Below are 24,864 nucleotides of genomic sequence, written 5' to 3' on the forward strand. Positions count from 1 at the left end.
CGCGCGTGACACAACAAGCACCACCCCAAACATTATAGATCTATTTATTACTTGAACTCTCCCCAGACCCCGCGACAGGCAAGGCCGCCGCGGCGGTCAGGGTGCTCCGTCGCCCGCCAGCTCGCGCAGCACCTCGACCAGCGAGGCCACCGTGGGACGGCTTTGCGCGGACGCCCGCACGATCACCACGATGTGCCGCTCGAACGTCTCGGCCAGCGGCACGACGTCGACCCGCGACGGCCTGAGCCGCAGCATCAGCTCGGTCACCGGGCACACCCCCACCCCGGCCTCGACCAGCGCGAGGGAGGCGGCGGTGTCGGTGACTTCGTGGTGCACCACGGGTTCCACCCCGGCGCGGCGGCAGACCGTGCGGATCGCCCGGCCGTAGTGGCTGTGCGCGCCGGGCAGGATCCAGTTCAGCGATCCCGTGTCGGCGAGGCCGATCCGCTCCCGCCCGGCGAGTGTGCCCTCCGGGACCGCGAGGGAAAACCGTTCGCGGTAGAGGCGATCCAGGCGCAGCACCGGATCACGCGGGATCGGCGTGTCCGGGTAGTCGAGCCCGAGCGCGAGATCGACTCCGCCGGAGGCGACCGCGTCGTAGACCTCGTCCACGTCCATGTCCCGGCTGCGCACCGCCAGCGCGGGATGGCGGCGGGCGACCCCGGCCAGCGCGACCGGCAGGATCTCCGCGGCCGCCGTGGCGAACAGGCCGATCTCCAGTTCCCCGGCGATCACGCCCCTGGTCCGTTCGAGCGCCGCGACGGCCTCCGCCTCGACCGCGAGCATGCGTTCGGCGTGCCCGGCGAACGCGATCCCCGCGTCGGTCAGTTCGACCCGGCGGCCGACCCGGCGCAGCAACGGCACGCCCGCCGCCCGCTCCAACGCGCTGAGCTGCTGGGACACGCCGCCGGGCGTGTAGCCGAGCGCCTGGGCGACGGCGGTGACGGTGCCCCGGCGAGCCAGCTCCACCAGTGAGCGCACCTGCACACTCGTCCACTCCATCAAGGAAATCTAATAGATCGAGCGCAGAAACTGTGAGTGGACGTCAACGGTCGGTGACGGGCACCATCGGCCGGAGCGCGATCGGAAGGGGGGACCCGCCGTTGCCGGTTTCAGCCGTCCCGCCGAGCGCCACCGTCGTGATCATCGGCGGTGGTGTGATCGGCACCAGCATCGCCTTCCACCTCGCCGAAGCCGGGGTCCGCGACGTCGTCCTCGTCGAACGCGCCGAGCTGGGCTCGGGCTCGACGTGCAAGGCCGCGGGCGGGGTGCGCGCGCAGTTCTCCGACGAACTCAACATCCAGCTCGGCGCCCGCAGCCTGGAGGCCTTCACCCGGTTCGGGCGGCGGCCGGGTCAGGAGATCGACCTGCACCGCGTCGGCTACCTGTTCCTTCTGTCCACATCGGACGATGTCGCGGCCTTCGAACGGGATGTCGCGCTGCAGAACGAACTCGGCGTCACCAGCCGGATGATCGACGTCGAACAGGCGCGGCGGCTCTCGCCGCTGATCGACACGGGCGGCCTGCTCGGCGCCGCGTTCTCCCCGGACGACGGGCACTGCACGCCGGAGTCGGTGGTACTCGGGTACGCGACGGCAGCGCGGCGCCTCGGCGCGACACTGCTGACCGGGACGTCGGTGGTCGGCATCGAAACCGAGGGCGACGAGGCGAGGACCGTCGTCACCGACCACGGACGTATCCGGACGGGCACCGTGATCTGCGCGGCGGGCGCGTGGTCGGCCGCGGTCGGCGAGCTGGCGGACGTCGAGCTGCCGGTGACACCGGTGCGGCGGCAGGTGATGTTCACCGAACCACTGCCGGAACTGCCCGGAGCGGTCCCCTTCACCATCGACTTCGCGTCCTCGTTCTACTTCCACCGCGAGGGGCGCGGGCTGCTGCTCGGGATGTCCGATCCGAAGGAGGAGCCCGGGTTCCGGCTCGACTACTCCGACGACTGGCTGCCGCGGTTCGGCGCGGCCATGGCGCGCCGCGCGCCGGCGCTGGCCGACGTCGGGCTGCGGCCGGGCTGGGCGGGGTTGTACGAGGTCACGCCCGATCACAACGCGCTCATCGGCCGGGCCGCGAGCCCGTCGAACTTCCTTTACGCCACCGGGTTTTCCGGGCACGGCTTCCTGCAGGCACCCGCTGTCGGCGAGGTGCTGCGCGACCTGTGTCTCGGCAGGGAGCCGTTCCTGGACGTCGGCCCGCTGAGCGCGTCGCGCTTCGCCGGGGGCACGCTGACCCGGCCCGAAGCCCATATCGTCTGAACCAGGAGCGCCGCTCCGGAAAGGATTCCCATGCCCGACACCACTTTGCCGAGCACCGCCGAGCTGCGGGACCGGGCGCGTGCCGCACTGGAGCGGGTCGGTGTCACGCTCGTCGAAGGCGACGGCTTCGCCGCGCGGACGCCGATCACCGGCGAGGACCTGTTCAGGCTGAAGGTGACCACCGCCGAGGAGGCCGACGACGTCGTCGCCGCGGCGGCCGAAGCGTTCCGGTCCTGGCGGACCACTCCGCCACCGGCACGGGGCGAACTGGTCCGGCGGCTGGGTGACCTGCTGCGCGAGCACAAGAGCGAACTGGCCGACCTGATCACGATCGAGGCGGGCAAGATCCGGTCCGAGGCGCTCGGCGAGGTCCAGGAGATGATCGACATCTGCGACTTCGCGCTCGGCCTGTCCCGCCAGCTCTACGGCCGCACGATCGCGTCGGAGCGGCCCGGCCACCGGCTCACCGAGACCTGGCATCCGCTCGGCGTCGTCGGCGTGATCTCGGCGTTCAACTTCCCGGCCGCGGTGTGGTCGTGGAACACCGCGATCGCCCTGGTCTGCGGGGACACCGTGGTGTGGAAGCCGTCGGAGCTGACCCCGTTGATCTCGCTCGCGTCGTCCCGGCTGCTGGAGCGGGCCGCCGAGGACGCCGGCGTTCCGCGGGACGTGCATCGGCTGCTGCTCGGCGACCGGGCCCTCGGCGAACGGCTCGTCGGCGATTCCCGGGTCGCGCTGGTCAGCGCCACCGGTTCGACGCGGATGGGCAGGGAGGTCGGCCCGCGGGTCGCGGCGCGGTTCGGGCGGTCGCTGCTCGAACTCGGCGGGAACAACGCGACGATCGTCGCGCCATCGGCCGATCTCGATCTCGTGACCCACGGCGTCGTCTTCGCCGCCGCGGGCACCGCCGGACAGCGGTGTACCACGCTGCGCCGCCTGATCGTGCAAGACGACATCGCCGAGGAGCTGGTGACCCGGTTGGCCGCGGCGTACGAAAAACTGCCCATCGGCAACCCGTTCGACGACACCACGCTCGTCGGCCCGCTGATTTCCGTTCCGGCGCACGAGAAGATGCGCGACGCGCTTTCCCGGGCACAGGCCGAAAACGGCGAGATCCTCGCCGGGGGCAGGCGGCGGCTCGCGGAGGTCGCGCCGGACGCCGCCTACGTCGAACCGGCGATTGTGCGGATGCCCGGCCAGACCGGCGTTGTCCGCGAGGAGACCTTCGCGCCGATCCTGTACGTCCTGACCTACGACACGTTCGAGGAGGCGATCGCGCTCCACAACGACGTCCCGCAGGGCCTGTCGTCGTCGATCTTCACGCGGGACCAGCAGGAGGCCGAGCGGTTCCTCGCCTCGGACGGTTCCGACTGCGGTATCGCGAACGTCAACATCGGGACCTCGGGGGCGGAGATCGGCGGTGCGTTCGGCGGGGAAAAGGAAACCGGCGGTGGCCGCGAATCCGGCTCCGACGCCTGGCGGGCGTACATGCGCCGGGCGACCAACACCGTGAACTACTCGGGCGGGCTGACCCTGGCGCAGAACGTCAGCTTCCTCTGAGCAGCCCGCTGACGCCGGGCGGGAGCGAGCACGTCAAGGTGCGGTAAAGGAACCTTTACTTTTCGCTTCACGTTGTGGGGGTATGCGTGAGCCGACCACGATCGAACTGGACGGCCGTGACCTGCTCGTCGTGGCCGGGCTACCCGGAGCGGGCAAGACCACGATGCTGCGGCACGCCGCGGGTGAGCTGCCGGTGCTCGACTCCGACCAGGTGCGCCTGAGACTCCGAGAGGTGCTGCCCGGCTCGGTGGCCTATCGCTGGTACCGGCCGCTGGTGCACGCGGGCCACCGGGCGCGGGTCGTCGGGCGGGCGGCGTTGGCCGGCGGCCCGGTCGTCGTGCACGAGCCGGCCACCCGGGCTTCGACGAGGGCGCTGCTGGCCGCGCTCGGCAGGCTGACCGGGCGGCGGGTCCGCCTGCTCTGGCTGGACGCCACCGCCGACGAGGCGCTGGCCGGTCAGCGCGACCGCGGCCGCCTGATCCGGGAACGATCCTTCGCGCGGCATGTCCGGCGGGCGGCCAAGACCCGCGCGGCGCTGCTCTCCGGCAGTGTGCCGCGGGGCTGGCACAGTGCGCGTGTCATCACCCGTTCGGCGGCAACGGCGACGCGGCTGGTCGAGCGGGCGCCTGTTGTCCACAATGGACGTTCCGGGGCTAGGAACAGGCGGAGTCCGGCGTGATGACGCCGTAGTGCGCGGCGAGTGCGGCGTAGGCGGGGCCACGCCGCCGGGGCGCCCTGTCGATCAGGCGGCGCAGGGTACCCGCCCCGAGCGGCTGATAGCGGACCCAGTCCGGCGCGAGGTCCCGCGCTTCGGCAAGCCACCCGACCGCCTCCTTGTCGCGGTGCAGTTCGGCGGCGGCCGCGGCCAGGAACAACCGGTGCCCGGCCTCCCAGAACGCCGGGACGTCGCCGGACGTTTCGGGGACGGCGTCGGCGAGATGAAGCGCTTCCTCGGGGTCACCCGACCGGACCGCGCAGTCGACGCGGTGCAACGCCGCCACCCGGGGGCCGAAGATCGCCGCCTCCGTCGCGGTGTCGCCGCGGGAACGCGTGGCGGCGGCGTTCGCGGTCACGAGCAGATCCTCGGCGCGGTGCGGGGCGCCGGCGGTGAGCGCCGCGGTCGCGGCATTGAACAGCAGATTGCCGAACACGCCCGCCCGCACCGGATCGCGGTCGAGCATGCGGGGCTCGATCGCGGCCGCGGCGGTGGTGGCCACCCGCTCGGCGTCACCGGCGCGGCCCTGCCGGACCAGCGTCCAGGCCAGGTACCGCAGGGAAATCGCCGTTTCGACGTCGGGCGCGTCGGATTCCCTCGCCGCCGTCACGGCCTTCGCCGCCGACGAGTAGGCGAGGTCGTCGAAGCCGAGCCTGCCCGCTATGCCCGCGCCCAGCCGGTAGGCGGTGGACAGCACGCGGTGCGCCCCGGCGCGTTCGTCGTCGGCGGTGTCCCGGACGACGCGGCGGGCGTCGGTCAGCACGGCAGGCAGCGCGTGCAGGAGCTGCCCGTGCAGGCCGTCGACGTAGGCGCGCCACGCCGCGTGGGCACTCGCCGTCAGTTCGGGCAGCGAGAGCAGCTCGGTGGTGTCGGCGAAGTCGTCGAGCCCGGGGACGTGGGAATCCGTGTTGATCGCGCGTCGCAGCGGGGTGATGTCGACGTCGCGGGAATGCGGCGCGGTGAGGTTGCCCAGCAGCGCGTCGACGGATACGCCGAGCGCGGCGGCGAGCTTGCGCAGGGTGGCTGGCCTGCTGGTCTTGCGGGTGCCCTGCTCGATCCTGGCGACCGTGTCGACCCCGACCGACGCCGCTTCCGCGAGCTGTTCTTGCGACATATCCCTCGCCTTGCGGAAACGGGCGAGATTTTCCGCCAGTGAAGCGGTTGTCGTCATTTCTTCCTCCGGCGGTGCGCGGCAGGAGGACGACCCTATCGCTGTGCGCGCACCCCGTTGTCGCAGATGGCCAAAGTTCGAGTGTGGGCCGCTTCGAGTGCGATGGCCAGACGGCGAGCGAGTGACGGTTTGAGCCGGGTGGCGGCATCCGCGAGCGAAACGAGCTCCGCGGACAGTATTTCCGGATCGGTGATCTCGAGCGCTTTGACCTCGGCCTCGGAAATGGTGCCGCCGTCGAAGATGAAAGCGAGACCTTCCGGCATCCGGTCGCTGGTGGGCATGTAGTCGATGACCAGCAGATCGCCCGGAGCGGCGGTGACGCCCAGTTCCTCGCCGACTTCGCGGGCCGCCGTCCGCCACGGCGATTCCTCGGCCTCGCACGCGCCGCCGGGAATGTCCCAGTGCGGTTTGTAGGAGGGCTCGACCAGCAGCACCCGGTCCGCGTCGTCGTAGTAGAGGACTCCCGCGGACATTCGCTTCCGGTTCAGCGAACGGACGTACTCGTCGAACGGCAGGAGGTCCACGTCGCCGAGGCTACCGCCGGAAGACCCGATCGGGTGCTCTATGCCTCCGACGCACAGATCACTTTCCGATGCCGGGCCAATTGATGGTCACAGGCAGTGTTTCTTGTCATCACTCTGCGCCAGAGTTGCTCGTATGATGACACGAAGAGAGCACTTCGGGAGCTGCCCGGGAGGCCGGGCGTGACAGACCAGTGGCGTGTCTCGGATTTCAAGAACTCGGGGGCTCCGCCGGTGGAGACGGACCCCGAACTGTTGCGCAAGCTCGCCGAGGACCGTGCGCGGGCGGCCGAAGCCGCCCGGCCGAGCGGCGAGACCGGCCGATGAGCGCGCTGATCTACCTCAACCTCGACGCCGTCCATCCCGTCATCGACGGCCGCTGGCATCGTGCCCGGCTGACCAGCGTCCCCCGGCCGGGCGAACAGATCACGATGCTGTGCGGTGTCACCGCGGACGCGGAGTTCGAAGGGCCGAGGGAGCACGAGGTCCACGGGGTGCCGAAACAGTGCTGGGACTGCGATCTCGTGTACCGGCGTGAACACGGCATCGACGTACTCCCGCAGCATCCGGGCATCCCGCGGGCCGAGCCGGGCCGGGGCGCCCGGCGGAGAAGAAGCGAATCCCGGTCACGGTGACCGGCGGGTCGGGCCGGTGACGCGCCGGCTCGTGCCATGATCGACCGCTGTCAGTGGTGTGCGGTGACATCAGCGGTCCGATGGCGCGAGTCTGGAGACGTTCGGTATGGCTACGACCCGTGGGTCCGGCGCGCGTGGCGGCACGGCGCAGCCGGAGCTCAACAGCGGGATCCTCCCGGGGAACGTGCACGCCGACGACTGGGTGATGTTCACGCTCTCGGTGGTTTCGGTCGGCCTGCTGGGCTTCATGCTGCTCAGCCCGCCTTCCTACCGCGCCGGGATGGTGATCTTCTACGTCGACTGCGGCGTGTGCGCGGTGTTCTTCCTCGAATTCCTGTGGCGCTGGCGCAAACGCGGCTGGGACGTGCGGTTCCTGGTCCGCAACTGGTACGAGCTGTTCGCGATGATCCCCGTGGCGCATCCGGCGATGAGCGCGCACCGGTTCGTCGTGGTCGTGCTGCTGCTCGTCCGCATCGGCCGCGCCGCCGACCGGGCGCTCGGCGAGCAGTTCACCTACCGGCTCGTGGACAAGCTGTCCGAGCCGATCGTGCAGGCCATCAAGAAGCCCGTGACGATCGCGGTGCTCGACGAGGTGGTCAAGGTGCTGGAGACCGGGAACTATCCGGAGAACCTCGCCAAGTCGCTCAGCGAGAACCGGGCCGAGCTGCAGGCCATCATCCGGGAGAAGCTGAGTGAGGACCCGCAGCTGGGCAAGCTGCGGCGGCTGCCCTTCCACGACGAGATCGTGCGCAGCGCGGTGGACACCTCGTTCCGTGTGATCCTCGAGGTGCTGCTGGACCCGAGGATCGACGACTTCTTCTCGGCGGTCGTGCGCGACAACCGCGAACAGATCCGGCGAGCCGTGGAACTGGGCCTCAACGAGGAGGATTCCGCGGAGAAGGAGCGGTTGCTGCGGGTGCGGACGCAGCGTTCGGCGGGCCGGGAGTTCGACGAGCAGCACCGCGGGCCCGGGGCGTGACGCGGTCGCGTGTCATCGGGAATTCATCCGCCGTCGGCAGGATCCGGGTGAACGTCGGTCACCTGGAAGGAAACGATGGTCCAGCAGCGTATGCGGTTCTTACCCGGGCTCGTGGCGGTCGCCCTGCTCACCGGATGCGGACCGGAGGCCGTGGACGGCGCCCCGGCTCCCGCCCCGGCCACCACGGAAAGCAGGCCGGTCGACTCGGCGGCGATGGCGCCCACGCTCCGTGAGGGTGAGAACGTCACCTTCCGCTCGGTGGTGCCGGGCACGTATCGCGCTCATCCCGGGGACATCGTGCTGTTCGCCCCGCCGCCCGCCTGGCGGGTGGGCGACGGGCACCGGATGATGCTGCGTGTCGTCGCGTCCGGCGGCCAGACCGTGGTGTGCTGCGACCCGGCGGATCACATGCTGGTCGACGGCACGCCGCTGGACGAACCGTATGTCCACGCGAAGCCGGGCGAGGCCGACGGCGGGCAGCGGCGGTTCGGCCCGGTCATGATCCCGGAGAACAGCCTGTGGCTGCTGGGTGACAACCGCGCCGAAGCGGCGGACTCGCGGGTCCGGGGTGCGGGCGGGCCGCGTGGCGCGGTCCCCGCCGGGAACGTCATCGGCGTCCTGGACCCACCGCGGTAGGCAGCGCCTATTCCGGCGGCCGCGCCTGGCCCGCGGCGCGGCGGAGTTCGGTGGCGAGGACGGCGGCCTGGGTGCGGCGCTGCATGCCGAGTTTGCCGAGCAGGCGGGAGACGTAGTTCTTGACGGTCTTCTCGGCCAGGAAGAGGCGCTCGCCGATCTCGCGGTTGGTGAGTCCCTCGCCGATGAGGTCGAACACGGCGCGTTCCTGCTCGGACAGGGCGGCGACGGGGTCGCTGGTGTCGCGTTCCTTGCGGATGCGGTTGAGCAGCGCGGCGGTGGTGCGGCTGTCGAGCAGCGAGCCGCCGGAGGCGACGGTGCGGATGGCGGAGACGAGGTCGTTTCCGAGTACCTGCTTGAGCACGAAGCCCGCGGCGCCGGCCATGATCGCGTTGAACAGGGCCTCGTCGTCCGCGTAGGACGTGAGCATCAGGCAGCGCAGGCCCGGCACGGTGGAGAGCAGTTCGCGGCACAGTTCGACGCCGTTGCCGTCAGGCAGGCGGACGTCCAGGACCGCGACGTCGGTGTCGCTGCCGGGAATCCGGGTCAGCGCTTCGGCCGCGGAAGCGGCTTCTCCGGCGATCTCCAGGTCGGGCTCGCTGCCGAGCAGGTCGGCCAGGCCACGCCGGACGATTTCGTGATCGTCGACCAGGAACACCCGGGTCACCACGCACCACCTCCAAGCAACGGACGTCGTGCCATGACGGTACTCGCCCGGAAGCACGCTGAGCCCAGCGACAAAGTCACCGGGCGAAGGGACTTCGTGCCCTAGCGGCGACGGCCGTCGCCGCCACCGGCGCCGCGGTCGTGCGATCCCCGCGGAGTTCGTGTTCCTCTTGACCTCGGGTCCTGTGATATCCGCTTTTCCTGCGGGATCGCACGGGCCGGTGTTCCGGAGTTCCGGGGATTCACGGTACCCCGCGGAAAATTCGCCGGGAATTCCGGAATACGAGAGCGCGGGGCCCGGTGAAAATCTCAGGCGCGCGAGGCGGCCTCGATGGTCGGTTAATTCCCTCCCTTCGAAGGTGTCCGGGTTTTTCGAACCCTGCAATCCTGTGGCCGCCGGACGAATGCACCGCTCCCCACCGAACGTCCGGTGCGTGGCTGTCTCGCTTGTGTCGGTTGTCCGTTTAGGGCACTTGATTACGTATGGAGGGAATCGCTGTGCGCAGAATCCTGTTGGCAGCACTCGGCGCGTGCGCCGTGGTGTTCGCACTCGCCGTCCCGGCGTCGGCGTCGTCGTCGCCGGACACCGCCCAGCCGTCCATCATCGGCGGCGGTGACGCCACCGAAACGTATTCGTTCATGGTGGCGTTGAGCAACGGCTGCGGTGGCAGTCTCGTCGCTCCGCAATGGATCGTGACCGCCCACCACTGTGGAAGCGCTTCCCAGGGGCGCATCGGCTCCACACAGCACAGTTCCGGCGGCGAGGTCGGCCGGATCGACCGCACCATCACCAACCCGGGTACCGACCTGACCCTGATGCACCTTTCGCAGCCCGCCCGGTCGGCCCCGGTCCGGATGGCCGACAGCAACCCCGCGCCGGGCACCAGCGCCCGTCTGCTCGGCTGGGGCTGCCTGAGCTGGCCCAGCTGCCAGACTCCGGAGACGCTGCAGGAAATCGACCTCACCGTTCTCGACAGCGGTTCGTGTGCCGAGGGTGGCGGCGGCGCCGAGGACGTCTGCATTTCCGGGGACTACGCGCATTCCGCCTGTCACGGTGACTCCGGCGGTCCGGCGGTCGTCGGCTCCTCGGGCAATTGGACGCTCGTGGGCGAGACCCACGGGCCGGGCGACAACGGGGGCGAGTGCGCGACGAGCACGCTCTACACCGGCATCGCCCAGTACCGCTCGTGGATCGACGGGCAGATCGGCGGTTTCGCGGGAGGCACGCGATGAACCGGCGTCGTTTCGCCTACGCCGCGACCGGTCTGGCGGCCGTCCTGCTCCCGCTCTCGGGCGTCCAGGCGGCGACCGCCGCCGAAGCCTCGCCGCTGGTGGTGAACCTGTACTACGACGCCTCGGACGCACCCGACTACCAGGCCGAGGCCACCCAGGCCGCGGCGAACTGGAACGGCGCGGTGCACAACGTGCATCTCGACGCGGGCGGCGCCGCCACGATCCTGATCCACGAGGTGACCGGCGGCGGTTCGTACACGCAGACCGACGGGCACGGCAGGGGCGACATCTACATCGACACCGAGCAGGTGGCCGAGGGCAACGATCCCACCCGGATCCTCGCCCACGAGATCGGGCACAACCTCGGTCTTCCCGATCACTACACCGGTCCCTGTTCCGAGCTGATGTCCGGCCACGGGCCAGGGATCTCCTGCAAGAACGCGATTCCCGACGCGCGGGAACGCGCGCAGGTCGACGAGAACTTCGCCAACGGATTCGCCGCCGCGGCGGCCAACGGCATGCGCGTCTACCGCTGAACCGCACCGCTCGACGGCGCCGTCCGTACCGGACATCGGGTACGGGCGGCGCCCTCGTTTCCCGGCCCGGCCAATCCGCGTCCGGCATCCGTGACGAATGTCCGGTGGAGGTGTCGGTCCGGCGGGGGCCGATGCGGGCGGTGAGGACGAGCATGGGTGAGCGCGTGGGATTTTCCGCGCCCGGAAACGGTGAACGGACGGCGGGCACCGAGCTCGCGGAGCTGGTGCAGCGGGTCGGCGCCGGGGACGAGGCCGCGTTTTCGCGACTGTACGACGCGGTGTCGGGCGCGGTGTTCGGGCTGGCCGTACGGGTGATGCGGGACCGGGCGCAGGCCGAGGAGGTCGCGCAGGAGGCGCTGGTGGACGTCTGGCGCCGCGCGGCGCGGTACTCGCCGGAGCGGGGGAACGTCATGGCGTGGGTGCTGATGATCACCCACCGGCGGGCGGTGGACCGGCTGCGTTCGGAGTCCGCGGCGGACGAGCGCGAGGAGCGCGCCGGTGTGCTCGACCGGCAACGGCCGTTCGATTCGGTGACCGAGTCGGTGCTGGCGAACCTCGAACGCGAGCGGGTGCGGGGCTGTCTGTCGGCGCTGACCGGGTTGCAACGGGAGTCGATCGTGCTGGCCTACTTCAACGGCTACACCTACGCCGAGGTTGCCGAAGTGCTCCGCGCCCCGGCCGGGACGGTGAAGACACGGATCCGCGACGGGTTGATCCGGCTGCGGGACTGCCTGGGGGTGGGACGATGAACGCCGACGTCCACACCTTGACCGGCGCGTACGCGCTCGACGCCGTCTCGGAGACCGAACGGATCGCCTTCGAGCGGCACCTCGCCGACTGTGCGACGTGCCGTCAGGAGGTCTTCGAACTCAGGGAAACCGCCGCACGGCTGGGTGTGGCGTCGGTGGTGGACCCACCGGCCCTGCTGCGTGCGGCCGTGCTCGACGGGATCGCCCGGACGCGGCAGCGGCCGCCGATCGTGACGGCCGAGGACGGCAGGCCCGCGCGGCGGTGGCGGCGCTGGGCCGTCGCGGCCGCGGCGGCGGTCGTCGCCGGGGTCGTCATGGCGGGACCGGGGCAGACGCCGGATCCCGCAGAGCGGTACGAGGCGGCGGTCGGCAGCGTGCTCACCGCGCCCGACGCCGTCACCCTGCACGGCACCGGATCGGGGGCGGGCACGCGGGTCGTGGTTTCGCGAGCGCGAGGTGAGATCGTCGTGCTGGCGGCGGGGCTGCCCGCGCTCGATCCGGCCCGGGTGTACCAGGTGTGGCTGATCGGCCAGGACGGTCCGCGTTCGGCCGGCCTGCTGACCGGGCAACAGGCCCCTCTGGTACTCACGGCGATACCTCAGGGAGCCGACCGGGTGGGGATTACCGTCGAGCCCACCGGTGGCTCGGCGCGTCCGACCACTCCGGCCGTCACGATGATTTCCCTTGTCTGACGCGGATTACGTCTAGATATCCACAAAGGACATAAGATCACCCGTATGGGTGGCAATCCTTTTCGGGCGCGCCAACGAATTACTCACAGCACGATCCACTACAGGGCAGTGCATCGCACAGTGGAGGGATTCACGTGAAGATTCGTCTCGCCGGGACCGCGGTCGCCGTCGCCGGTGTTTTCTCGGTCGCCGCCTGCGGCGGTGGAAGCGCTTCCCCGGGCAGCGGTTCGAGCGCTCCCGCTCCGTCGAATCCGGCGAGCGCGCCTGCGGCGGCCGCCGGTGTCACCACGAACGCCGACGTGTTCGGCCCGGCGTGTTCCCAGCTGCCACAAGGGAACGCGCCCGGCAGCCTGGACTCGATGGGGCCGATGCCGGTGGCGAGCGCGGCGTCGACGAACCCGTTGCTGACCAAGCTGGTCGCGGCGGTGAAGGCGACCAACCTGGTCGACACGCTCAACAGTCAGCAGGCGATCACCGTGTTCGCCCCGGCGGATCCGGCGTTCGCCGCGCTGGGCGACGCGAAGTTCAAGGAGCTGGCGGCGAGCCCGGACAAACTGGCCCCCATCCTGCAGTACCACGTCTCCGGGAAACGCTACGACGCCAAGGGACTCGCCGCGGCGGGCAGTGTCACCTCCCTCGACAGCACGGGAGGGCCACTGAAGATCGAGGGTTCCGGCGAGACCATGACGGTCAACGGCGCCAAGATCCTCTGCGGGAACATTCCGACCCGGAACGCCACCGTTTTCGTCATCGACAAGGTTCTCGCCCCGGGGACGAACAAGTAATCCGTCGCGCGGAAAGGAGAAGTCATGACGAACGCGCCGCGTTCCCTGCTCACCGCGCGAGCCGCCGCACAGATCGTCGCGGTGGGAGTGGGTTCGGTCTTCCTGCTCGTCGGGATCCTGGGATTCGTCCCCGGTGTCACGACCGGAATGGACGGCTTCACGATGTTCGGGCATCACTCGACGGCGTTGCTGCTGGGCGTGTTCTCGGTTTCGGGCCTGCACAACGTCGTGCACCTGCTCTTCGGCGTCGCCGGACTGGCGCTGGCCCGCAGTGCGGGCGGGGCCAGGGGCTTCCTGCTCGGCGGGGGAGCGGTCTACCTCGTGCTGTGGTTGTTCGGCCTGATCGTCGATCAGGGCAGTGCCGCCAACTTCGTCCCGGTCAACACCGCGGACAACTGGCTGCATCTCGCTCTCGGTGTCGTGATGATCGCGCTCGGTGTGCTCACCCGGCAGCGGGTGGCGAGCACGCGGTGATCGCCGGGCGGCCCGGTCCGGCGAACGGGTCGGGCCGCCGTGGCGCTCGGGCGGATGTTCATCGGCGGCCTCGTGTTCGGGGCCGCCATGTGGTATCCCGGGAGTCGTCGACGATGACGGGCTGAACCGGGGGCCGCGATGGCTTGGGCACGGGAACCGACCGAGCCGGAACGGGTCGAGATCACCCGGAAGGCCGCACGTGCCCGCGTCGAACTCGGGCTTCGGCGTTACGCCTCCCCGCGCCGTGTCGTCCGGGCGGTCGCGAAGCGGATTTCCCGGCGTCGCACCACTTGTCTCGGTGAGGACGAGCTCGTCGCGGAGGCCACGGCGCTCGGATACCTGCTCGGCGAGCAGTGGCGGTTGAAGCTCGGCTGGCGGTGGCGGTACGTCACCGACGGTGCCTGGCAGGGCTTCGCGGTCACCACAGCGGACGAACAGCTCGTCTATCCGTGTGTCAGCCGGGTGATGACGATGCTCGCCGACCAGAACGAGGAAGTGAACGTGGTGACCGTGTTCAAGATGGTCGCCGCGGGCAACATGCCGCCAGCCCGCCCGTCCGGCTTCCAGTGGCTGAGCTGAGCCTCGCGCTTCCGTCCACTTCGGACACCGCGATCGGTGTCATCCGACGGCGTACTGGGCCACGCCGTCGCCGAACGACCAGTCGATCGGCTCGTTCTCGGTCAGCCGGACGAACACGTTCCGCGGCTCGGTGCCCGCGTACTCCTCGGCGAGTTCGGCGATCCGGCGGTACAGCGCCTGTTTCTGCGCGGGCGTGCGCCCTCGCCGCATGGTGATCGAGACGAACACGAGGTCGTCGTCGCGGCGTATGCCGAGGTAACCGTCGTCGTAGCGCAGCGTGCCGCGGGTGCCGTCGTGACTGGTGAGGACCTGGAACCGGTCGTCGGCCGGGATGTCGATCGTCTCGGTCATCGCCTCGTGCACGGCGCGGCCGAGCGCGTCGAGCCGGGCGGTGTCCGCCTTGAGCGCGTCGATGCGGACGAAAGGCATGGCGGTGTTCTCCTTCGGTGGGGTGGGGGATCAGCGGGCGAGCAGGCCGAGGGCGCCGTCGACGGCCTTGGCGTACACCGTGGCCGAACCGGCGGCGCGGGCCAGGACGTAACCGCCCTGCAGTACGGCGACGAGTGCGGTGGCCGTCGCGGCCGGATCGAGTGCGACGTCGAGTTCGCCGTTCTCCCGGCCTTCGGCGAGAAGCGCGGCCAGTTTGCCGGTGAGCCAGGCGAAGGTCTCTTCGACCGGCTTGCGCAGTTCGGGATCCGCCATGACGTCGGGGTCCTGGGTGAGACGTCCGACCGGGCAGCCCTTCAGCGCGTCCCGTTCCCGCCGCAGGTAGGCGGTGACCCGGTCGAGCACGGGGCCAGGACCGTCGAGTTCGGCCTCGGCCCTGGCCCGCAGATCCGCCGCGCTCCGGTCGATGGCGGCCAGCGCGAGGTCGGGCTTGCCCTGGAAGTGGTGGTACATGCTGCCCTGCCCCGCGCCGGACCGCTCCTGGATCGCCTTCGGGCTGGTGCCCACGTAACCGCGTTCCCACAGCAGTGCGCGCGTGCTCTCGATGAGCCGCTCCCTCGTGTCCATGCCCTCAGTATACATACTAGTAGGTACAGGCCGGAGGGCGTCGGCCTGGGGGTATCCATCGGCCTTGTCGGGGCACCCGATCTTTGTGTTTCCCAGCGCCCGGTTCCGCTGCCTAGCGTGGGGACAGGCCCGGAAATTCGCCGGGTGCAAGGGAAAAAGGAGCGGATCGATGACGGAACACACATTGCGGGGCAAGGTCGCGGTGATCGCCGGGGGTGCGAAGAACCTGGGCGGGCTGACGAGCACGACGTTCGCGGACGCCGGTGCGAAGATCGTGATCCACTACCACGGCGACGGTTCCGAAGCGGACGCCGAGAAGACCGCCGACGCGGTGCGCGCCGCGGGTTCGCAGGCGGTCGCCGTGCAGGCGGATCTGACGCGGGTCGGGGAGGTGCGGCGGCTGTTCGACGCCGCGGTCGACGAGTTCGGCGGCGTCGACGTGGCGGTGAACACGGCCGGGATGGTGCTGCGCAAGCCGATCCTGGAGACCACCGAGGACGAGTACGACACGATGCTGGCGATCAACGCCAAGGCCGCGTACTTCTTCCTTCAGGAGGCGGGCCGCAGGCTCAACGACCACGGCAAGATCATCAGCCTGGCCACCTCCCTGCTGGCCGCCTACACCGACGGCTACTCCACCTACGCCGGCGGCAAGGCACCGCTGGAGCACTTCACCCGCGCGGCGTCCAAGGAGTTCGCGGCACGCGGGATCTCGGTCACGAACGTCGCCCCCGGGCCGATGGACACCCCGTTCTTCTACCCGCAGGAGACCCCCGAACGGGTGGAGTTCCACAAGTCCCAGGCGCTGGGCAACCAGCTCACCAGGATCGAGGACATCGTGCCGCTGATCCGGTTCCTGGCCACCGACGGCTGGTGGATCACCGGTCAGACGATCTTCGCCAACGGCGGTTACACCACCCGCTGACCACGCCACGCGGCGCCGGATGGGTGATGATCGACGGGTCGTCCGGCGCACGAGAAGGAGCAGGAAATGACGCAGCAACCGACGAACCCGGTCGTCAAGGCGTTCGTGACCGCGATCAACGCCGGGGACAGGGCCGCGTTCGACGCCCTGCTGACCGACGACGCGAGCATGTCCGACGACGGCTCGGACCGGGATCTGGCCGCGTGGGTGGACAAGGAGATCTTCTCCGCGGACGGGCGGATGGCCGTCGAGTCCGAAGAGGACGGTGGAATGGCACTGGTGGCCACGTTCACGAACTCGACGTGGGGCGCGATGCGGACGCGCTGGCGGTTCACCGTGCGGGACGGCAGGATCGCCCGGTTCGACACCGGGCAGGCTTGACCCCGCCGCCCGGCGGGCGAGCGGAACGCGCGGGAGGGTGAGATGGGCTTGGATCTGCGCAAGCTGGACCATCTGATCGCCGTGGCCGAGGAAGGCAGTTTCACCCGCGCCGCCGCGCGTCTGCACCTTTCCCAGCAGGCGCTGAGCACCTCGATCCGCACCCTCGAACGCGAGGTCGGCGTTCCGCTGCTGGACCGCGACGCCACCGGCGTCACCGCGCTGCCCGCCGGGCTGGCCCTGATCGAGGACGCCCGTGTGCTGCACGGCGTCGCCCGGTCCGCCGTCCGGCGGGCGCGGCGGATCGGCCGGGGAGAGGCCGCGACGCTGCGGATCGGGCACACCCCGGCGGTGACCGGCGAGGAGGTCACCGCGTTGCTCCGGACCGTGCTCGTGGAACTGCCCGACCTGCGCACCGAGGTGAATCAGCGGTATCCCGGCCAGCTCGTCGAGCAGCTTCTCGGTGGCGAGCTGGAGATCGGGCTGTGCCGGGGAACGCGGCCGCCGCACGGGCTGACGCGCACCACGCTGGCCAGGCACCGGCTGGCGATAGCCGTCGACGCGGACCACCCGCTCGCCGGCCGGGACCACGTCGACCTGCCCGAACTCGCCGGCGAGCAGCTCGTGGTGTGGGGCGAACCCGGCCGGTCCGGCTACACCGATCTCCTGCTCGACCACTGCCGCGGGGCCGGGTTCGAACCGCGCGTCACCCGGAACCCGATCCAGGGCACCCCGCCGGTCACCGCCGTGCTCGGCACCCGGCACGTCGCCTTCGTGACGGCGCGGCCCGGCACTGTCGCGGATGGGCGCGTACACGTCCTCGAGGTGCGGCCCGCGATCCACGCGCCGCTGCACGCACTGTGGAATCCGCACACAAGCAGCGAGATCCGCGACGAATTCCTCGCCTCCAACGGTCAGTGACGGCGGTCGTCGTCCAGATCGGTCGAGGTGATGGTGGCAGGCCAGGGTCGCGCGGAAGAATGCGCACCGATGCCATCCGGGCGGAAGGTGAGCGATCGTGAGTTCCCGCGACCAGACCGAAACGGAAACGCGCCTGCAGCGGAGGGATCGGTGGTCGCGGTGGCAAGGCGAGCGTCGTGCCCAGATTTTGACGGCCGCGCGGGAGGTGTTCCTGGCAGACGGCTATCACGCCGCGCCCATGGACGAGATCGCCGCACTGGCCGGTATCACCAAGCCGGTGCTGTACCGCCACTTCGAGGGCAAGCTCGAGATGTACCTGGAACTGCTGAACGTGGTCGGTGACCACCTGGTCGAGACCGTCGGCACGGTGCTGGCGGCCACGGCGGGCGGCGCCGAAGAACGGGTGCGCGCGGTTACGCACGCATACCTCGAATTCGCCACCGGGGGCGACGGGGCAGGGCGGCTGCTGCTCGATTCCGACGTGCGCGGGGAACCTGCGGTACAAGAGGTACTTCGCCGCGTGGAGCGGGAAGTCGCCGAGGTGGTCATCGACGCTGTGGCGGCCGACGACGCACTCGACCAGGAGCAGCTTGCGCTCCTCGGTGCGATGCTGACCGGCGCCATCGACTCGGCCGTCCGATTGTGGCGTGACAGCGATTCGGCCTCGTTCGATCGGCAGGAGGCCGAGCGGTTCATCGCGCGGGTGGCCGGGCATGCTGCCACCGGGGCACTGGCCCCGGTGGCACAGCGGACCGCCGTGACGGAGTTGGACCGGCGTTACGCGGCGGCCCAGGAAGGGCGGCGGCACCTGGTCCAGTCCGGGCCGGTCGAGCCCGCCGTCGTCCGTCCGGTACCGGTGTCGGTCTACCTGGAGTCCGGGGCTGACGCGGACGAGGTTCGCCAGGCGGTCCTGGAGGTGCTGGACGCGTCCGGGATCGAGATCGTCGAGGAACGGCCACCGGTCATCGGTTCGTGGTTCAAACTGATGCTGGGGCGCACGAAGAAAGCGGTGACCTCGGCCGAGATGGCGGACATCATGACGCGCATCGAGCGCGCGATCGAGATGCCCACCCTGCACAAGCCACAGGCGGAGATCGACGCGGCGCGGGCCGACGCGGTCGCGAAGTTGATCACCGCGCTCGGCTCGGAGCAGAACGCCTGCATCCAAGCCGGTTCGGTGTTCCTGCTGAAGGTGGACGGCGCCATCGCCGCCCGGAATCTTACCCAGCGTGAGATGGCCTTCCTCGAACGGAACTCCTGGCTGCTGGGCTCGCCGCGAGAGGTGCTCGCCGCACTGGACGAACAGGCACACAGCTCGCGGAAGGCGGACCAGGTCACCGTCGAGGACGGCGCGGCGCGGGTCACCGTGCGACGTCCCGACGACCAGGGCTGCGTCGGTCTCACCGTCACCGTGGACGGTGGCCCGGCGAACAGCTACGAAGTCAGTTTCGGCCAGCGAAACGGCCGAGTTCCCTTGTCCCCAGGGGTGACCCACGTCCACGCGGACCACACCGGCAAGGCTGTGCTGCGCGAGCGGGAGCTGACCATCACGGTCAACCGGCTCACCGACGCGGTGGGTGAGATCGAGCTGGTACTGGCGTCCCGTGACGGCCGGGCGACCAGCTACGAACTCGATTTCGCCTGACCGGCACGCTCGCAGCGAGCCTGTTCTCAAGTCCGAGCGGCGGTTCAGTCCGGGAGCGAATGTCAGCGCAGCAGGGCGCCGAGCCGCCGTGCGGCGTCGACCACGGCTTGGCCGAGCCGCTCTTCGTCCGGTGCCTCGAACAGGGACAGGCCGATGCTGATGCCCCCGGCCGGGTCGCGCTGCGGGACCGTCGCGGAGATGCCGATGACCGAGGGCGCGATTTCGCCGTAGGACACGGCGAAACCCCGTCCGCGTGCTCGCGCGATCTCGTCCCGTTCGTCCGGCGTCGCGGGGGCGGCGGCCAGCATCGCCAGCCCCGCCGAGCCGCGGTCGATCGGGTCGACCTGCCCCGGCCGGAAACTGACGTGCATTCGCGCCTGCCGCGGCTCGACGATCATCAGCATCCGGACCTGCCGTTCGTTCTCGCGGACCACCAGATGTGCGGTGGACTGCGCCAGTTCCGTCAGCTCTTCGAGGATCGGCCGGGCCAGCGTGCGCAGATCCTGTTCGACCGGCTCGGCGAGCCGCACCAGCCCGTTGCCCAGCGAGATGCGCTTGAAGCGGTCGCGGCGGCACAGCTGGTGCGCTTCCAGCGTGCGCACCAGCCGATGGGCGACCGTGCGGTGGACGCCGATCTCGTCGGCGATCTCGGTGAGCGTCAGTCCCCGCGGGTGCGTCACGAGCAGTTCGAGGATCTCCAGTCCGTTGTGGAGGGTTTTCGACATACCCGAGTCGAGCTGGACAGGGTTTTCGGACATGACGCTCCTCTTGACGGGCCCGCGGAAGCCGACCTACTGTTTCCGCAGTTCGCACGATGCGTGCGATAATAGCACGTCGAGCGGGACGTGCAAGCCGTGGAGGTAGGCCGTGCCACCAGATGTTGTCGTCGACGTCGATCCCGAGACGCTCGCCCGCGTCCACCAGCTTTACGGTGCGCAGAGCCATTTCATCGACAACGGCCACGCTCGGGCGTGGGCGGGCACCTTCACCGTGGACGGCGAGTTCCACTCGCCGAGCTACCCGGCACCCGTCGTGGGAACGGCGGAGCTGACCCGGTTCGCCGAGCGGTTCTTCACCGGCGGGCAGGAAGCCGGGGAAGTCACCCGGCACGTCATCACGAACGTCTTCGTGGTGCCCGCCGGGCCGGAGGCGGCCACCGCGTACGCCTATCTGCAGATCGTGGCCACCCCCGTGGGTGGGCCGTCACGGTTGGTCCGCCAGACCACGATCACCGACGAACTGGTCCTCGACGCCGGGGCCTGGCGGATCCGCCGCCGGACCGTGCGTCGTGACGATGAACAGGAGAGCACTCGATGAGCGAAATCGGACGTGTGCGGCACGAGCCGGCGACCGCGGTCTACCCGGAGTTCCCGGGCAAGGTCGCCGTGGTCACCGGCGCGGCACAGGGGATGGGCGCGCGGTTCACCGCGGCGCTGGCCACTCGCGGCGTCCACGTGGTCGGTGCCGACATCGACGAGGCGCGGATGGCGGCCACCGCCGAGGAGCTGAACCGCGAGCTGGCGGCCGGTTCGGTGCACGAGAAGCCCGGCCTTGTCATCGGCACCCGCGCCGACGTCACCAAGGCCGAGGACCACGAGACCGTGGCGCAACTGGCGCTGGACCAGTTCGGCCGCCTCGATTTCTGGGTCAACAACGCGGGAATCTTCCCGTTCGCGCTCGCGGACGAGATCTCCGCCGAACAGATCGGCGCGACGCTTTCGGTCAATGTGGAGGGTGTGCTGTTCGGTGCGCAGGCCGCCGCGCGGCACATGGAGCCCGGCGGCGCGATCGTCAACATGTCCTCGGTTTCCGCGGTGCGGGTGCGGCGGGGCCGGGGCGCCTACTGCACCTCCAAGGCCGCGGTCGCGCATCTGACCGAATCGCTCGCCGTGGAGTTCGGTGACCGCGGCATCCGGGTCAACGCGCTGGCTCCCGGCTACGTCGACACCGAGATGACCCGCTGGGTCAAGGAGGATCCGGCCGCGCTCCAGCACGCGCTGGACGTCGTGCCGCTGCACCGGCTCGGCTCGCCGGAGGAGGTGGCGGGCCCGCTGCTGTTCCTGTTGTCGGACAGCGCCCGGTACGTCACCGGGCACAGCATCGCCGTCGACGGCGGTTCGCGGCATGTCTGACGGGGAGTACCCGGACGTCGTGCTGATCACCGGTGCCGCCGCGGGCATGGGTGCCGGGCACGCCCGCGCACTCGCGGCCCGCGGTTCGCACGTATGCCTCGCCGACGTCGCGGACGCCGGTGCAGTGGCCGAGGAGATCATCGCGGCGGGCGGGTCCGCGTCCGCGCACCGGCTCGACGTCACCGAGCCGGGAGACTGGGCACGGGTGGTGGCCGGGATTCACGCCGCCCACGGCTCGCTCGGCGGCCTGGTGAACAATGCCGGGATCTCGCGGCGGCTGGAATTCCTCGACACCACCGACGAAATCTGGGAGCGGGTGCTGCGGGTCAACCTGTTCGGCCCGTTCCACGGCATGAAGGCCGTCGCGGAGCCGATGCGGGACTCGGGTGGCGGCTCGATCGTCAACATCTCCTCGATCTCCGGCCAGATCGGCTACTTTTCGCCCGCGTACTCGTCGAGCAAATGGGGACTGACCGGCCTGTCGAAATCCGCCGCCGGGAACTTCGCGCGCTGGGGGATCCGGGTCAACTCGGTACATCCCGGGTTGGTCGACACGGCGCTGCTGGCCGGATCCGACTCGTTCGTCGACGCCGCGCTCGCCAGCGTCCCCGCCGGGCGGATGGCGCGGCCGGAGGAAGTCACGGAGGCGGTGCTGTTCCTGCTCTCGGACCGCTCGAGCTACATGACCGGAAGTGAGGTCACAGTGGACGGAGGGCTCGTCTCGAACGGGCTGTACCACCGGATTCTCGCGGAAACGGGAGGAGACCTGTGAGCGAATACGACGTCGTCGTGATCGGCGGCGGGGGAGCCGGGCTGGCCGCCGCGGTCACCGCGGCCGAGCGGGGCGCCCGGGTACTGCTGTTCGAGTCCGAGCCGGAACTCGGCGGGTCGACGCAGCTGTCCGCGGGGATGTTCACCGCGGCGGGCACCAGCGTGCAGGCCGGGCTGGGGATCGAGGACTCACCGGAGAAGTTCTTCCAGCACTACATGGATCTCAACCACTGGATGCTCGAACCCGGCCTGGTGGCGGCGTTCTGCGCGCAGGCGGGCCCCGCGCTGGAATGGCTGATGGGCCTCGGCGTCGAGATCCCGGCGCGGGTCTCGGGCAACGCGCACATGCCGGGCCTGTGCCAGGCTGGAGTCGAGGACGTCTGGCGCGGGCACGTGCCGAAGGACCAGGGCTACGGCATCGTCGGAGTGCTGGCGAAGGCCGCCAGGAAACACCGCGTCGAGATCGTGCTCAACACCCGCGTGGACCGGCTGATCTCGGACCACGGCCGGGTCGCCGGCGTGGTCGCCGACGACGTCGAGGTGCGGGCCGGTGCCGTCGTGGTGGCCAGCGGTGGTTTCGCCCAGGACCCCGCGCTCCTGGCGCGGTACTACCCGGCGGCGTTGCGGGCGGGCGAGGATCTGTTCGTCGTCGCCGCGCAGGGCAGCCGAGGCGACCACCTTCGGTTCGGTGAACAGGTCGGCGCGGCGGTGACCGGCGACGGCTGGGGGCTGATGCTGCCGACGGCGTATTTCCAGCGGCTGCACCACTGGCAGTCCGGTTTCCCGCCGAAGTCGCGGATCCTCGTCAACGCCCGCGGCCGCCGGTTCATGGACGAGGACGCCTCCTACGCGGTCTCCAGCGGCATCATCGACGCGCAGAACGGTCCAGTGTGGACGGTCTTCGACGAGCGCGCCCGGCTTTCGCTGCCCGCCGGGTACGCGCATTGGGACGCCGACGCCGTGCTGCGCGAGGCCGAGGCAGGGCGGACCATCCGCGCCGACAGCCTGGAGAAGCTGGCCGAGCGCATCGGTGTTCCCGCCCCGGCGCTGACCACCACCGTGCGGCGGTGGAACGAGCATCTGCCCCAGGGAACCGACCCCGAGTTCCTGCGGCACCGCACACTGGCCAACAAGGGATCGGACACGCCACCGGCGCCGATCGGCGAGCCGCCGTTCTACGCGGCGCGCACGCTGCCCGCGGAACTGGTCTGCACCCACGCCGGGCTGGAGATCGACGCGCGCGGGGCCGTCCGCGACGAACTCGGCGACGTCATCCCCGGCCTGTTCGCGGCGGGCGAGGCGGGCGCGGGCGTGCTCGGCGAGCGTTACGTCGGCGGCGGCAACGCCGTCGCCAACGCCATCACCATGGGCCGGATCGCCGCCACGAACGCCTTTCCCGCCCGATGACCATCCGCCTCAACGACGAGGAGACAACCATGGACACCGACATCGGCAGCCGGACCGTCCGCAAGGTGACCAGACGCGTCCTCCCGCTGGTCGCCCTGCTGTACGTGTTCAACTACATGGACCGCTCGAACATCAGCTACGCCCAGCTCGGCATGCAGCGCGAACTGGCGATCACCACGGCCGTGTTCGGCACCGCGTCGGCGATCTTCTTCCTCGCCTACGTGGTCTTCGAGGTGCCGAGCAACATGATCATGAAGAAGCTCGGCGCGCGGGTGTGGCTCGCCCGCATCGCGATCAGCTGGGGCATCGTCACCGCCGTCACCGGGTTCGTGCAGAACGTCCCGCAGCTCTACATCGCGCGGATCGTGCTCGGTGTCGCCGAGGCAGGGCTCTATCCCGGGCTCCTGCTCTACCTGACATTGTGGTTCCGCGGCAAGGAACGCGGCCGCGCGATCGCGACGCTGGCGCTCGCCCAGCCGCTGGCCATGATCCTCGGCAGTCTCACCGGCGGGGTCATCCTCGATCACGTGCACTGGTTCGGGCTGGCGGGCTGGCGCTGGGTCTTCATCCTGCAGGGCCTGCCCGCGGTACTCATCGGCGTCATCGTGCTCGTCCTGCTGCCGAGCACTCCCGCTCAGGCGCGTTTCCTCTCGACGGAGGAGCGAACGTGGCTGCAGGGCGAGATCGACAAGGACTACGTGCCGGAGCAGAAGGAAACCTTCCTCGGCCAGCTGCGGATCATGAAGGACCGGCGGGTGCTGCACCTGGCCGTCGCCAACTTCTTCGCGGCGTGCGGGCTGTACGGGTTCACGTTCTTCCTGCCGCAGATCGTCAAGCAGATGGACTCCTCGTACTCGGCCACCAACATCGGCTTCCTCGGCGTCATCCCGTGGGTGGTCGGCGCGCTCGGCATGCTGCTGGTCGCCCGCAACTCCGACCGGACGGGCGAGCGGCGCGGGCACGTCATCGCGATGATGCTGCTGGCCGCGATCGGGCTGTTCGGGGCGATCCAGTTCCGGCACACGCCGGCGGCGGCGCTGATCTGCCTGTCGCTGGTGGCGGTCGGCGTGCTCGGCTACCTGGCTCCGTACTGGGCGCTCGCCTCGCGGATACTGTCCAAGGAGCACACGGCGGTGGGGCTGGCCGCGATCAACTCGATCGCCGCGCTGGGCGGGTTCTTCGGCCCCTACGTGATCGGCAAGAACGCGACCGCCGACAACGTGACCGTGGGGCTCTACTTCCCGATCGGCTGCCTGGTGGTCTGCGCCGTGATGCTCGCGTTCCTGCGGGTCTCCCGTGGTCCGCGCGAGACGCCGGTGTCAGGTAGTTTAGACGTTAACTACTTGTCCGGACGTTAGGGCGGGATCATGGCCGAGGGGGGGAGCCTCAAAAATGAGTTAGAAGAGAACCCCCCCCCCCCCCCCCCCCCCCCACTATGGGTAGAAAAAAAACAAGCCCCACCCCGGGACCACCACC

Annotated in this window: 30 protein-coding genes; 23 read left to right on the plus strand and 7 right to left on the minus strand. The window is 70.1% G+C overall.

All coding sequences use genetic code 11. The features are described from left to right. Positions 1-96 precede the first annotated feature (96 nt). Positions 97-1,002 carry a LysR family transcriptional regulator gene (locus ACFWY9_RS15325; RefSeq protein ID WP_378322574.1) on the minus strand — a complete coding sequence of 302 codons (906 nt, stop codon included), beginning with the start codon at positions 1,000-1,002 and terminating at the stop codon, positions 97-99. A 101-nt stretch (positions 1,003-1,103) separates the two neighbouring features. Between ACFWY9_RS15325 and ACFWY9_RS15330 the strand changes: the two genes are divergently transcribed. The 3 genes from ACFWY9_RS15330 to ACFWY9_RS15340 all read left to right on the plus strand — a co-directional run bounded on the left by ACFWY9_RS15330 (position 1,104) and on the right by ACFWY9_RS15340 (position 4,506). Further along, entirely contained in the window at positions 1,104-2,267 is a 1,164-nt protein-coding gene (locus ACFWY9_RS15330) for an NAD(P)/FAD-dependent oxidoreductase (protein WP_378339098.1), read from the plus strand. A 30-nt stretch (positions 2,268-2,297) separates the two neighbouring features. Next, positions 2,298-3,827: an aldehyde dehydrogenase family protein gene (locus ACFWY9_RS15335; RefSeq protein ID WP_378339099.1), complete on the plus strand. Its 1,530-nt coding sequence runs from the start codon at positions 2,298-2,300 to the stop codon at positions 3,825-3,827. 82 nt (positions 3,828-3,909) lie between these two features. Next, positions 3,910-4,506: an AAA family ATPase gene (locus ACFWY9_RS15340; RefSeq protein WP_378339100.1), complete on the plus strand. Its 597-nt coding sequence runs from the start codon at positions 3,910-3,912 to the stop codon at positions 4,504-4,506. Here ACFWY9_RS15340 and ACFWY9_RS15345 read toward each other — a convergent pair. Both ACFWY9_RS15345 and ACFWY9_RS15350 read right to left on the minus strand, forming a co-directional pair. Next, a complete protein-coding gene (locus tag ACFWY9_RS15345; protein WP_378339101.1) occupies positions 4,481-5,713 on the minus strand; it encodes a helix-turn-helix domain-containing protein in 1,233 nt (410 codons plus the stop codon). The two genes, ACFWY9_RS15340 and ACFWY9_RS15345, sit on opposite strands and share 26 nt — an antisense overlap. A gap of 35 nt (positions 5,714-5,748) precedes the next feature. After that, positions 5,749-6,237 (minus strand): NUDIX domain-containing protein, encoded by a 489-nt coding sequence (locus tag ACFWY9_RS15350; RefSeq protein WP_378339102.1) that lies wholly within the window; start codon positions 6,235-6,237, stop codon positions 5,749-5,751. Between the two features lie 180 nt (positions 6,238-6,417). Between ACFWY9_RS15350 and ACFWY9_RS15355 the strand changes: the two genes are divergently transcribed. From ACFWY9_RS15355 to lepB, 4 genes are all read left to right on the plus strand, one after another. Next, entirely contained in the window at positions 6,418-6,561 is a 144-nt protein-coding gene (locus tag ACFWY9_RS15355) for a hypothetical protein (protein WP_378322583.1), read from the plus strand. Continuing rightward, on the plus strand, positions 6,558-6,869 hold the full coding sequence (locus tag ACFWY9_RS15360; protein ID WP_378322585.1) for a zinc finger protein: 312 nt from the start codon (positions 6,558-6,560) through the stop codon (positions 6,867-6,869). The genes ACFWY9_RS15355 and ACFWY9_RS15360 overlap by 4 nt, the downstream gene beginning before the upstream one ends. A 106-nt stretch (positions 6,870-6,975) precedes the next feature. Then, positions 6,976-7,848, plus strand: a complete 873-nt coding sequence (locus ACFWY9_RS15365) for an ion transporter (RefSeq protein ID WP_378339103.1) — start codon at positions 6,976-6,978, stop codon at positions 7,846-7,848. 75 nt (positions 7,849-7,923) lie between these two features. Next, positions 7,924-8,484, plus strand: a complete 561-nt coding sequence (gene lepB, locus ACFWY9_RS15370) for a signal peptidase I (RefSeq protein WP_378322587.1) — start codon at positions 7,924-7,926, stop codon at positions 8,482-8,484. Between the two features lie 7 nt (positions 8,485-8,491). Here lepB and ACFWY9_RS15375 read toward each other — a convergent pair whose 3' ends face one another. Further along, positions 8,492-9,151 (minus strand): response regulator, encoded by a 660-nt coding sequence (locus ACFWY9_RS15375; RefSeq protein ID WP_378322588.1) that lies wholly within the window; start codon positions 9,149-9,151, stop codon positions 8,492-8,494. A 494-nt stretch (positions 9,152-9,645) separates the two neighbouring features. Here ACFWY9_RS15375 and ACFWY9_RS15380 point away from each other — a divergent pair, with 494 nt between their 5' ends. The 7 genes from ACFWY9_RS15380 (at position 9,646) to ACFWY9_RS15410 (ending at position 14,195) form a co-directional block, all read left to right on the plus strand. Then, entirely contained in the window at positions 9,646-10,380 is a 735-nt protein-coding gene (locus ACFWY9_RS15380) for a S1 family peptidase (protein WP_378322589.1), read from the plus strand. Next, positions 10,377-10,916: a snapalysin family zinc-dependent metalloprotease gene (locus ACFWY9_RS15385; protein ID WP_378322590.1), complete on the plus strand. Its 540-nt coding sequence runs from the start codon at positions 10,377-10,379 to the stop codon at positions 10,914-10,916. The genes ACFWY9_RS15380 and ACFWY9_RS15385 overlap by 4 nt, the downstream gene beginning before the upstream one ends. A gap of 152 nt (positions 10,917-11,068) precedes the next feature. Beyond that, positions 11,069-11,665, plus strand: a complete 597-nt coding sequence (gene sigK / locus ACFWY9_RS15390; RefSeq protein WP_378322591.1) for an ECF RNA polymerase sigma factor SigK — start codon at positions 11,069-11,071, stop codon at positions 11,663-11,665. Beyond that, positions 11,662-12,357, plus strand: coding sequence for an anti-sigma factor domain-containing protein (locus ACFWY9_RS15395; protein WP_378339104.1), 696 nt, complete (start codon positions 11,662-11,664; stop codon positions 12,355-12,357). Before sigK ends, ACFWY9_RS15395 begins: the two co-directional genes overlap by 4 nt. A gap of 128 nt (positions 12,358-12,485) precedes the next feature. Further along, positions 12,486-13,142: a fasciclin domain-containing protein gene (locus tag ACFWY9_RS15400; RefSeq protein ID WP_378322746.1), complete on the plus strand. Its 657-nt coding sequence runs from the start codon at positions 12,486-12,488 to the stop codon at positions 13,140-13,142. Positions 13,143-13,166: 24 nt separating this feature from the next. Next, entirely contained in the window at positions 13,167-13,616 is a 450-nt protein-coding gene (locus ACFWY9_RS15405; protein WP_378322593.1) for a DUF4383 domain-containing protein, read from the plus strand. 138 nt (positions 13,617-13,754) lie between these two features. Further along, positions 13,755-14,195 carry a hypothetical protein gene (locus ACFWY9_RS15410; protein ID WP_378322594.1) on the plus strand — a complete coding sequence of 147 codons (441 nt, stop codon included), beginning with the start codon at positions 13,755-13,757 and terminating at the stop codon, positions 14,193-14,195. A 39-nt stretch (positions 14,196-14,234) separates the two neighbouring features. Here ACFWY9_RS15410 and ACFWY9_RS15415 read toward each other — a convergent pair whose 3' ends face one another. Both ACFWY9_RS15415 and ACFWY9_RS15420 read right to left on the minus strand, forming a co-directional pair. Beyond that, the gene (locus tag ACFWY9_RS15415) at positions 14,235-14,624 is read right to left on the minus strand and encodes a tautomerase family protein (RefSeq protein ID WP_378339105.1); all 390 of its coding nucleotides are present in this window, start codon (positions 14,622-14,624) and stop codon (positions 14,235-14,237) included. 30 nt (positions 14,625-14,654) lie between these two features. Next, on the minus strand, positions 14,655-15,209 hold the full coding sequence (locus tag ACFWY9_RS15420) for a TetR/AcrR family transcriptional regulator (protein WP_378322596.1): 555 nt from the start codon (positions 15,207-15,209) through the stop codon (positions 14,655-14,657). Between the two features lie 169 nt (positions 15,210-15,378). Between ACFWY9_RS15420 and ACFWY9_RS15425 the strand changes: the two genes are divergently transcribed. The 4 genes from ACFWY9_RS15425 (at position 15,379) to ACFWY9_RS15440 (ending at position 19,078) form a co-directional block, all read left to right on the plus strand. After that, a complete protein-coding gene (locus ACFWY9_RS15425) occupies positions 15,379-16,134 on the plus strand; it encodes an SDR family oxidoreductase (RefSeq protein ID WP_378339106.1) in 756 nt (251 codons plus the stop codon). Positions 16,135-16,200: 66 nt separating this feature from the next. Beyond that, positions 16,201-16,515 (plus strand): nuclear transport factor 2 family protein, encoded by a 315-nt coding sequence (locus tag ACFWY9_RS15430; RefSeq protein ID WP_378322598.1) that lies wholly within the window; start codon positions 16,201-16,203, stop codon positions 16,513-16,515. Positions 16,516-16,557: 42 nt separating this feature from the next. After that, positions 16,558-17,433: a LysR substrate-binding domain-containing protein gene (locus ACFWY9_RS15435; RefSeq protein ID WP_378322599.1), complete on the plus strand. Its 876-nt coding sequence runs from the start codon at positions 16,558-16,560 to the stop codon at positions 17,431-17,433. Between the two features lie 97 nt (positions 17,434-17,530). Next, complete coding sequence (locus ACFWY9_RS15440; RefSeq protein ID WP_378339107.1) at positions 17,531-19,078, plus strand: TetR/AcrR family transcriptional regulator; 1,548 nt, start codon at positions 17,531-17,533, stop codon at positions 19,076-19,078. A gap of 62 nt (positions 19,079-19,140) precedes the next feature. On the opposite strand, the gene ACFWY9_RS15445 is transcribed toward ACFWY9_RS15440, so the two are convergent. Then, a complete protein-coding gene (locus ACFWY9_RS15445; protein WP_378322602.1) occupies positions 19,141-19,836 on the minus strand; it encodes an IclR family transcriptional regulator in 696 nt (231 codons plus the stop codon). A 109-nt stretch (positions 19,837-19,945) separates the two neighbouring features. On the opposite strand from ACFWY9_RS15445, the gene ACFWY9_RS15450 reads away from it, so the two are divergent. The 5 genes from ACFWY9_RS15450 to ACFWY9_RS15470 are packed head-to-tail and all read left to right on the plus strand — an operon-like array spanning position 19,946 to position 24,746. After that, a complete protein-coding gene (locus tag ACFWY9_RS15450; RefSeq protein ID WP_378339108.1) occupies positions 19,946-20,395 on the plus strand; it encodes a nuclear transport factor 2 family protein in 450 nt (149 codons plus the stop codon). Further along, positions 20,392-21,210, plus strand: a complete 819-nt coding sequence (locus tag ACFWY9_RS15455) for an SDR family NAD(P)-dependent oxidoreductase (protein ID WP_378339109.1) — start codon at positions 20,392-20,394, stop codon at positions 21,208-21,210. Before ACFWY9_RS15450 ends, ACFWY9_RS15455 begins: the two co-directional genes overlap by 4 nt. Further along, the gene (locus ACFWY9_RS15460; RefSeq protein WP_378322605.1) at positions 21,203-21,982 is read left to right on the plus strand and encodes an SDR family NAD(P)-dependent oxidoreductase; all 780 of its coding nucleotides are present in this window, start codon (positions 21,203-21,205) and stop codon (positions 21,980-21,982) included. The genes ACFWY9_RS15455 and ACFWY9_RS15460 overlap by 8 nt, the downstream gene beginning before the upstream one ends. After that, positions 21,979-23,388, plus strand: coding sequence for an FAD-dependent oxidoreductase (locus ACFWY9_RS15465; protein WP_378339110.1), 1,410 nt, complete (start codon positions 21,979-21,981; stop codon positions 23,386-23,388). Before ACFWY9_RS15460 ends, ACFWY9_RS15465 begins: the two co-directional genes overlap by 4 nt. 29 nt (positions 23,389-23,417) lie before the next feature. Further along, complete coding sequence (locus tag ACFWY9_RS15470) at positions 23,418-24,746, plus strand: MFS transporter (RefSeq protein WP_378339111.1); 1,329 nt, start codon at positions 23,418-23,420, stop codon at positions 24,744-24,746. Positions 24,747-24,864 lie beyond the last annotated feature (118 nt).

It is taken from the genome of Amycolatopsis sp. NPDC059027, assembly GCF_042739735.1.
In the GTDB taxonomy this organism is placed as follows: Bacteria; Actinomycetota; Actinomycetes; order Mycobacteriales; family Pseudonocardiaceae; genus Amycolatopsis.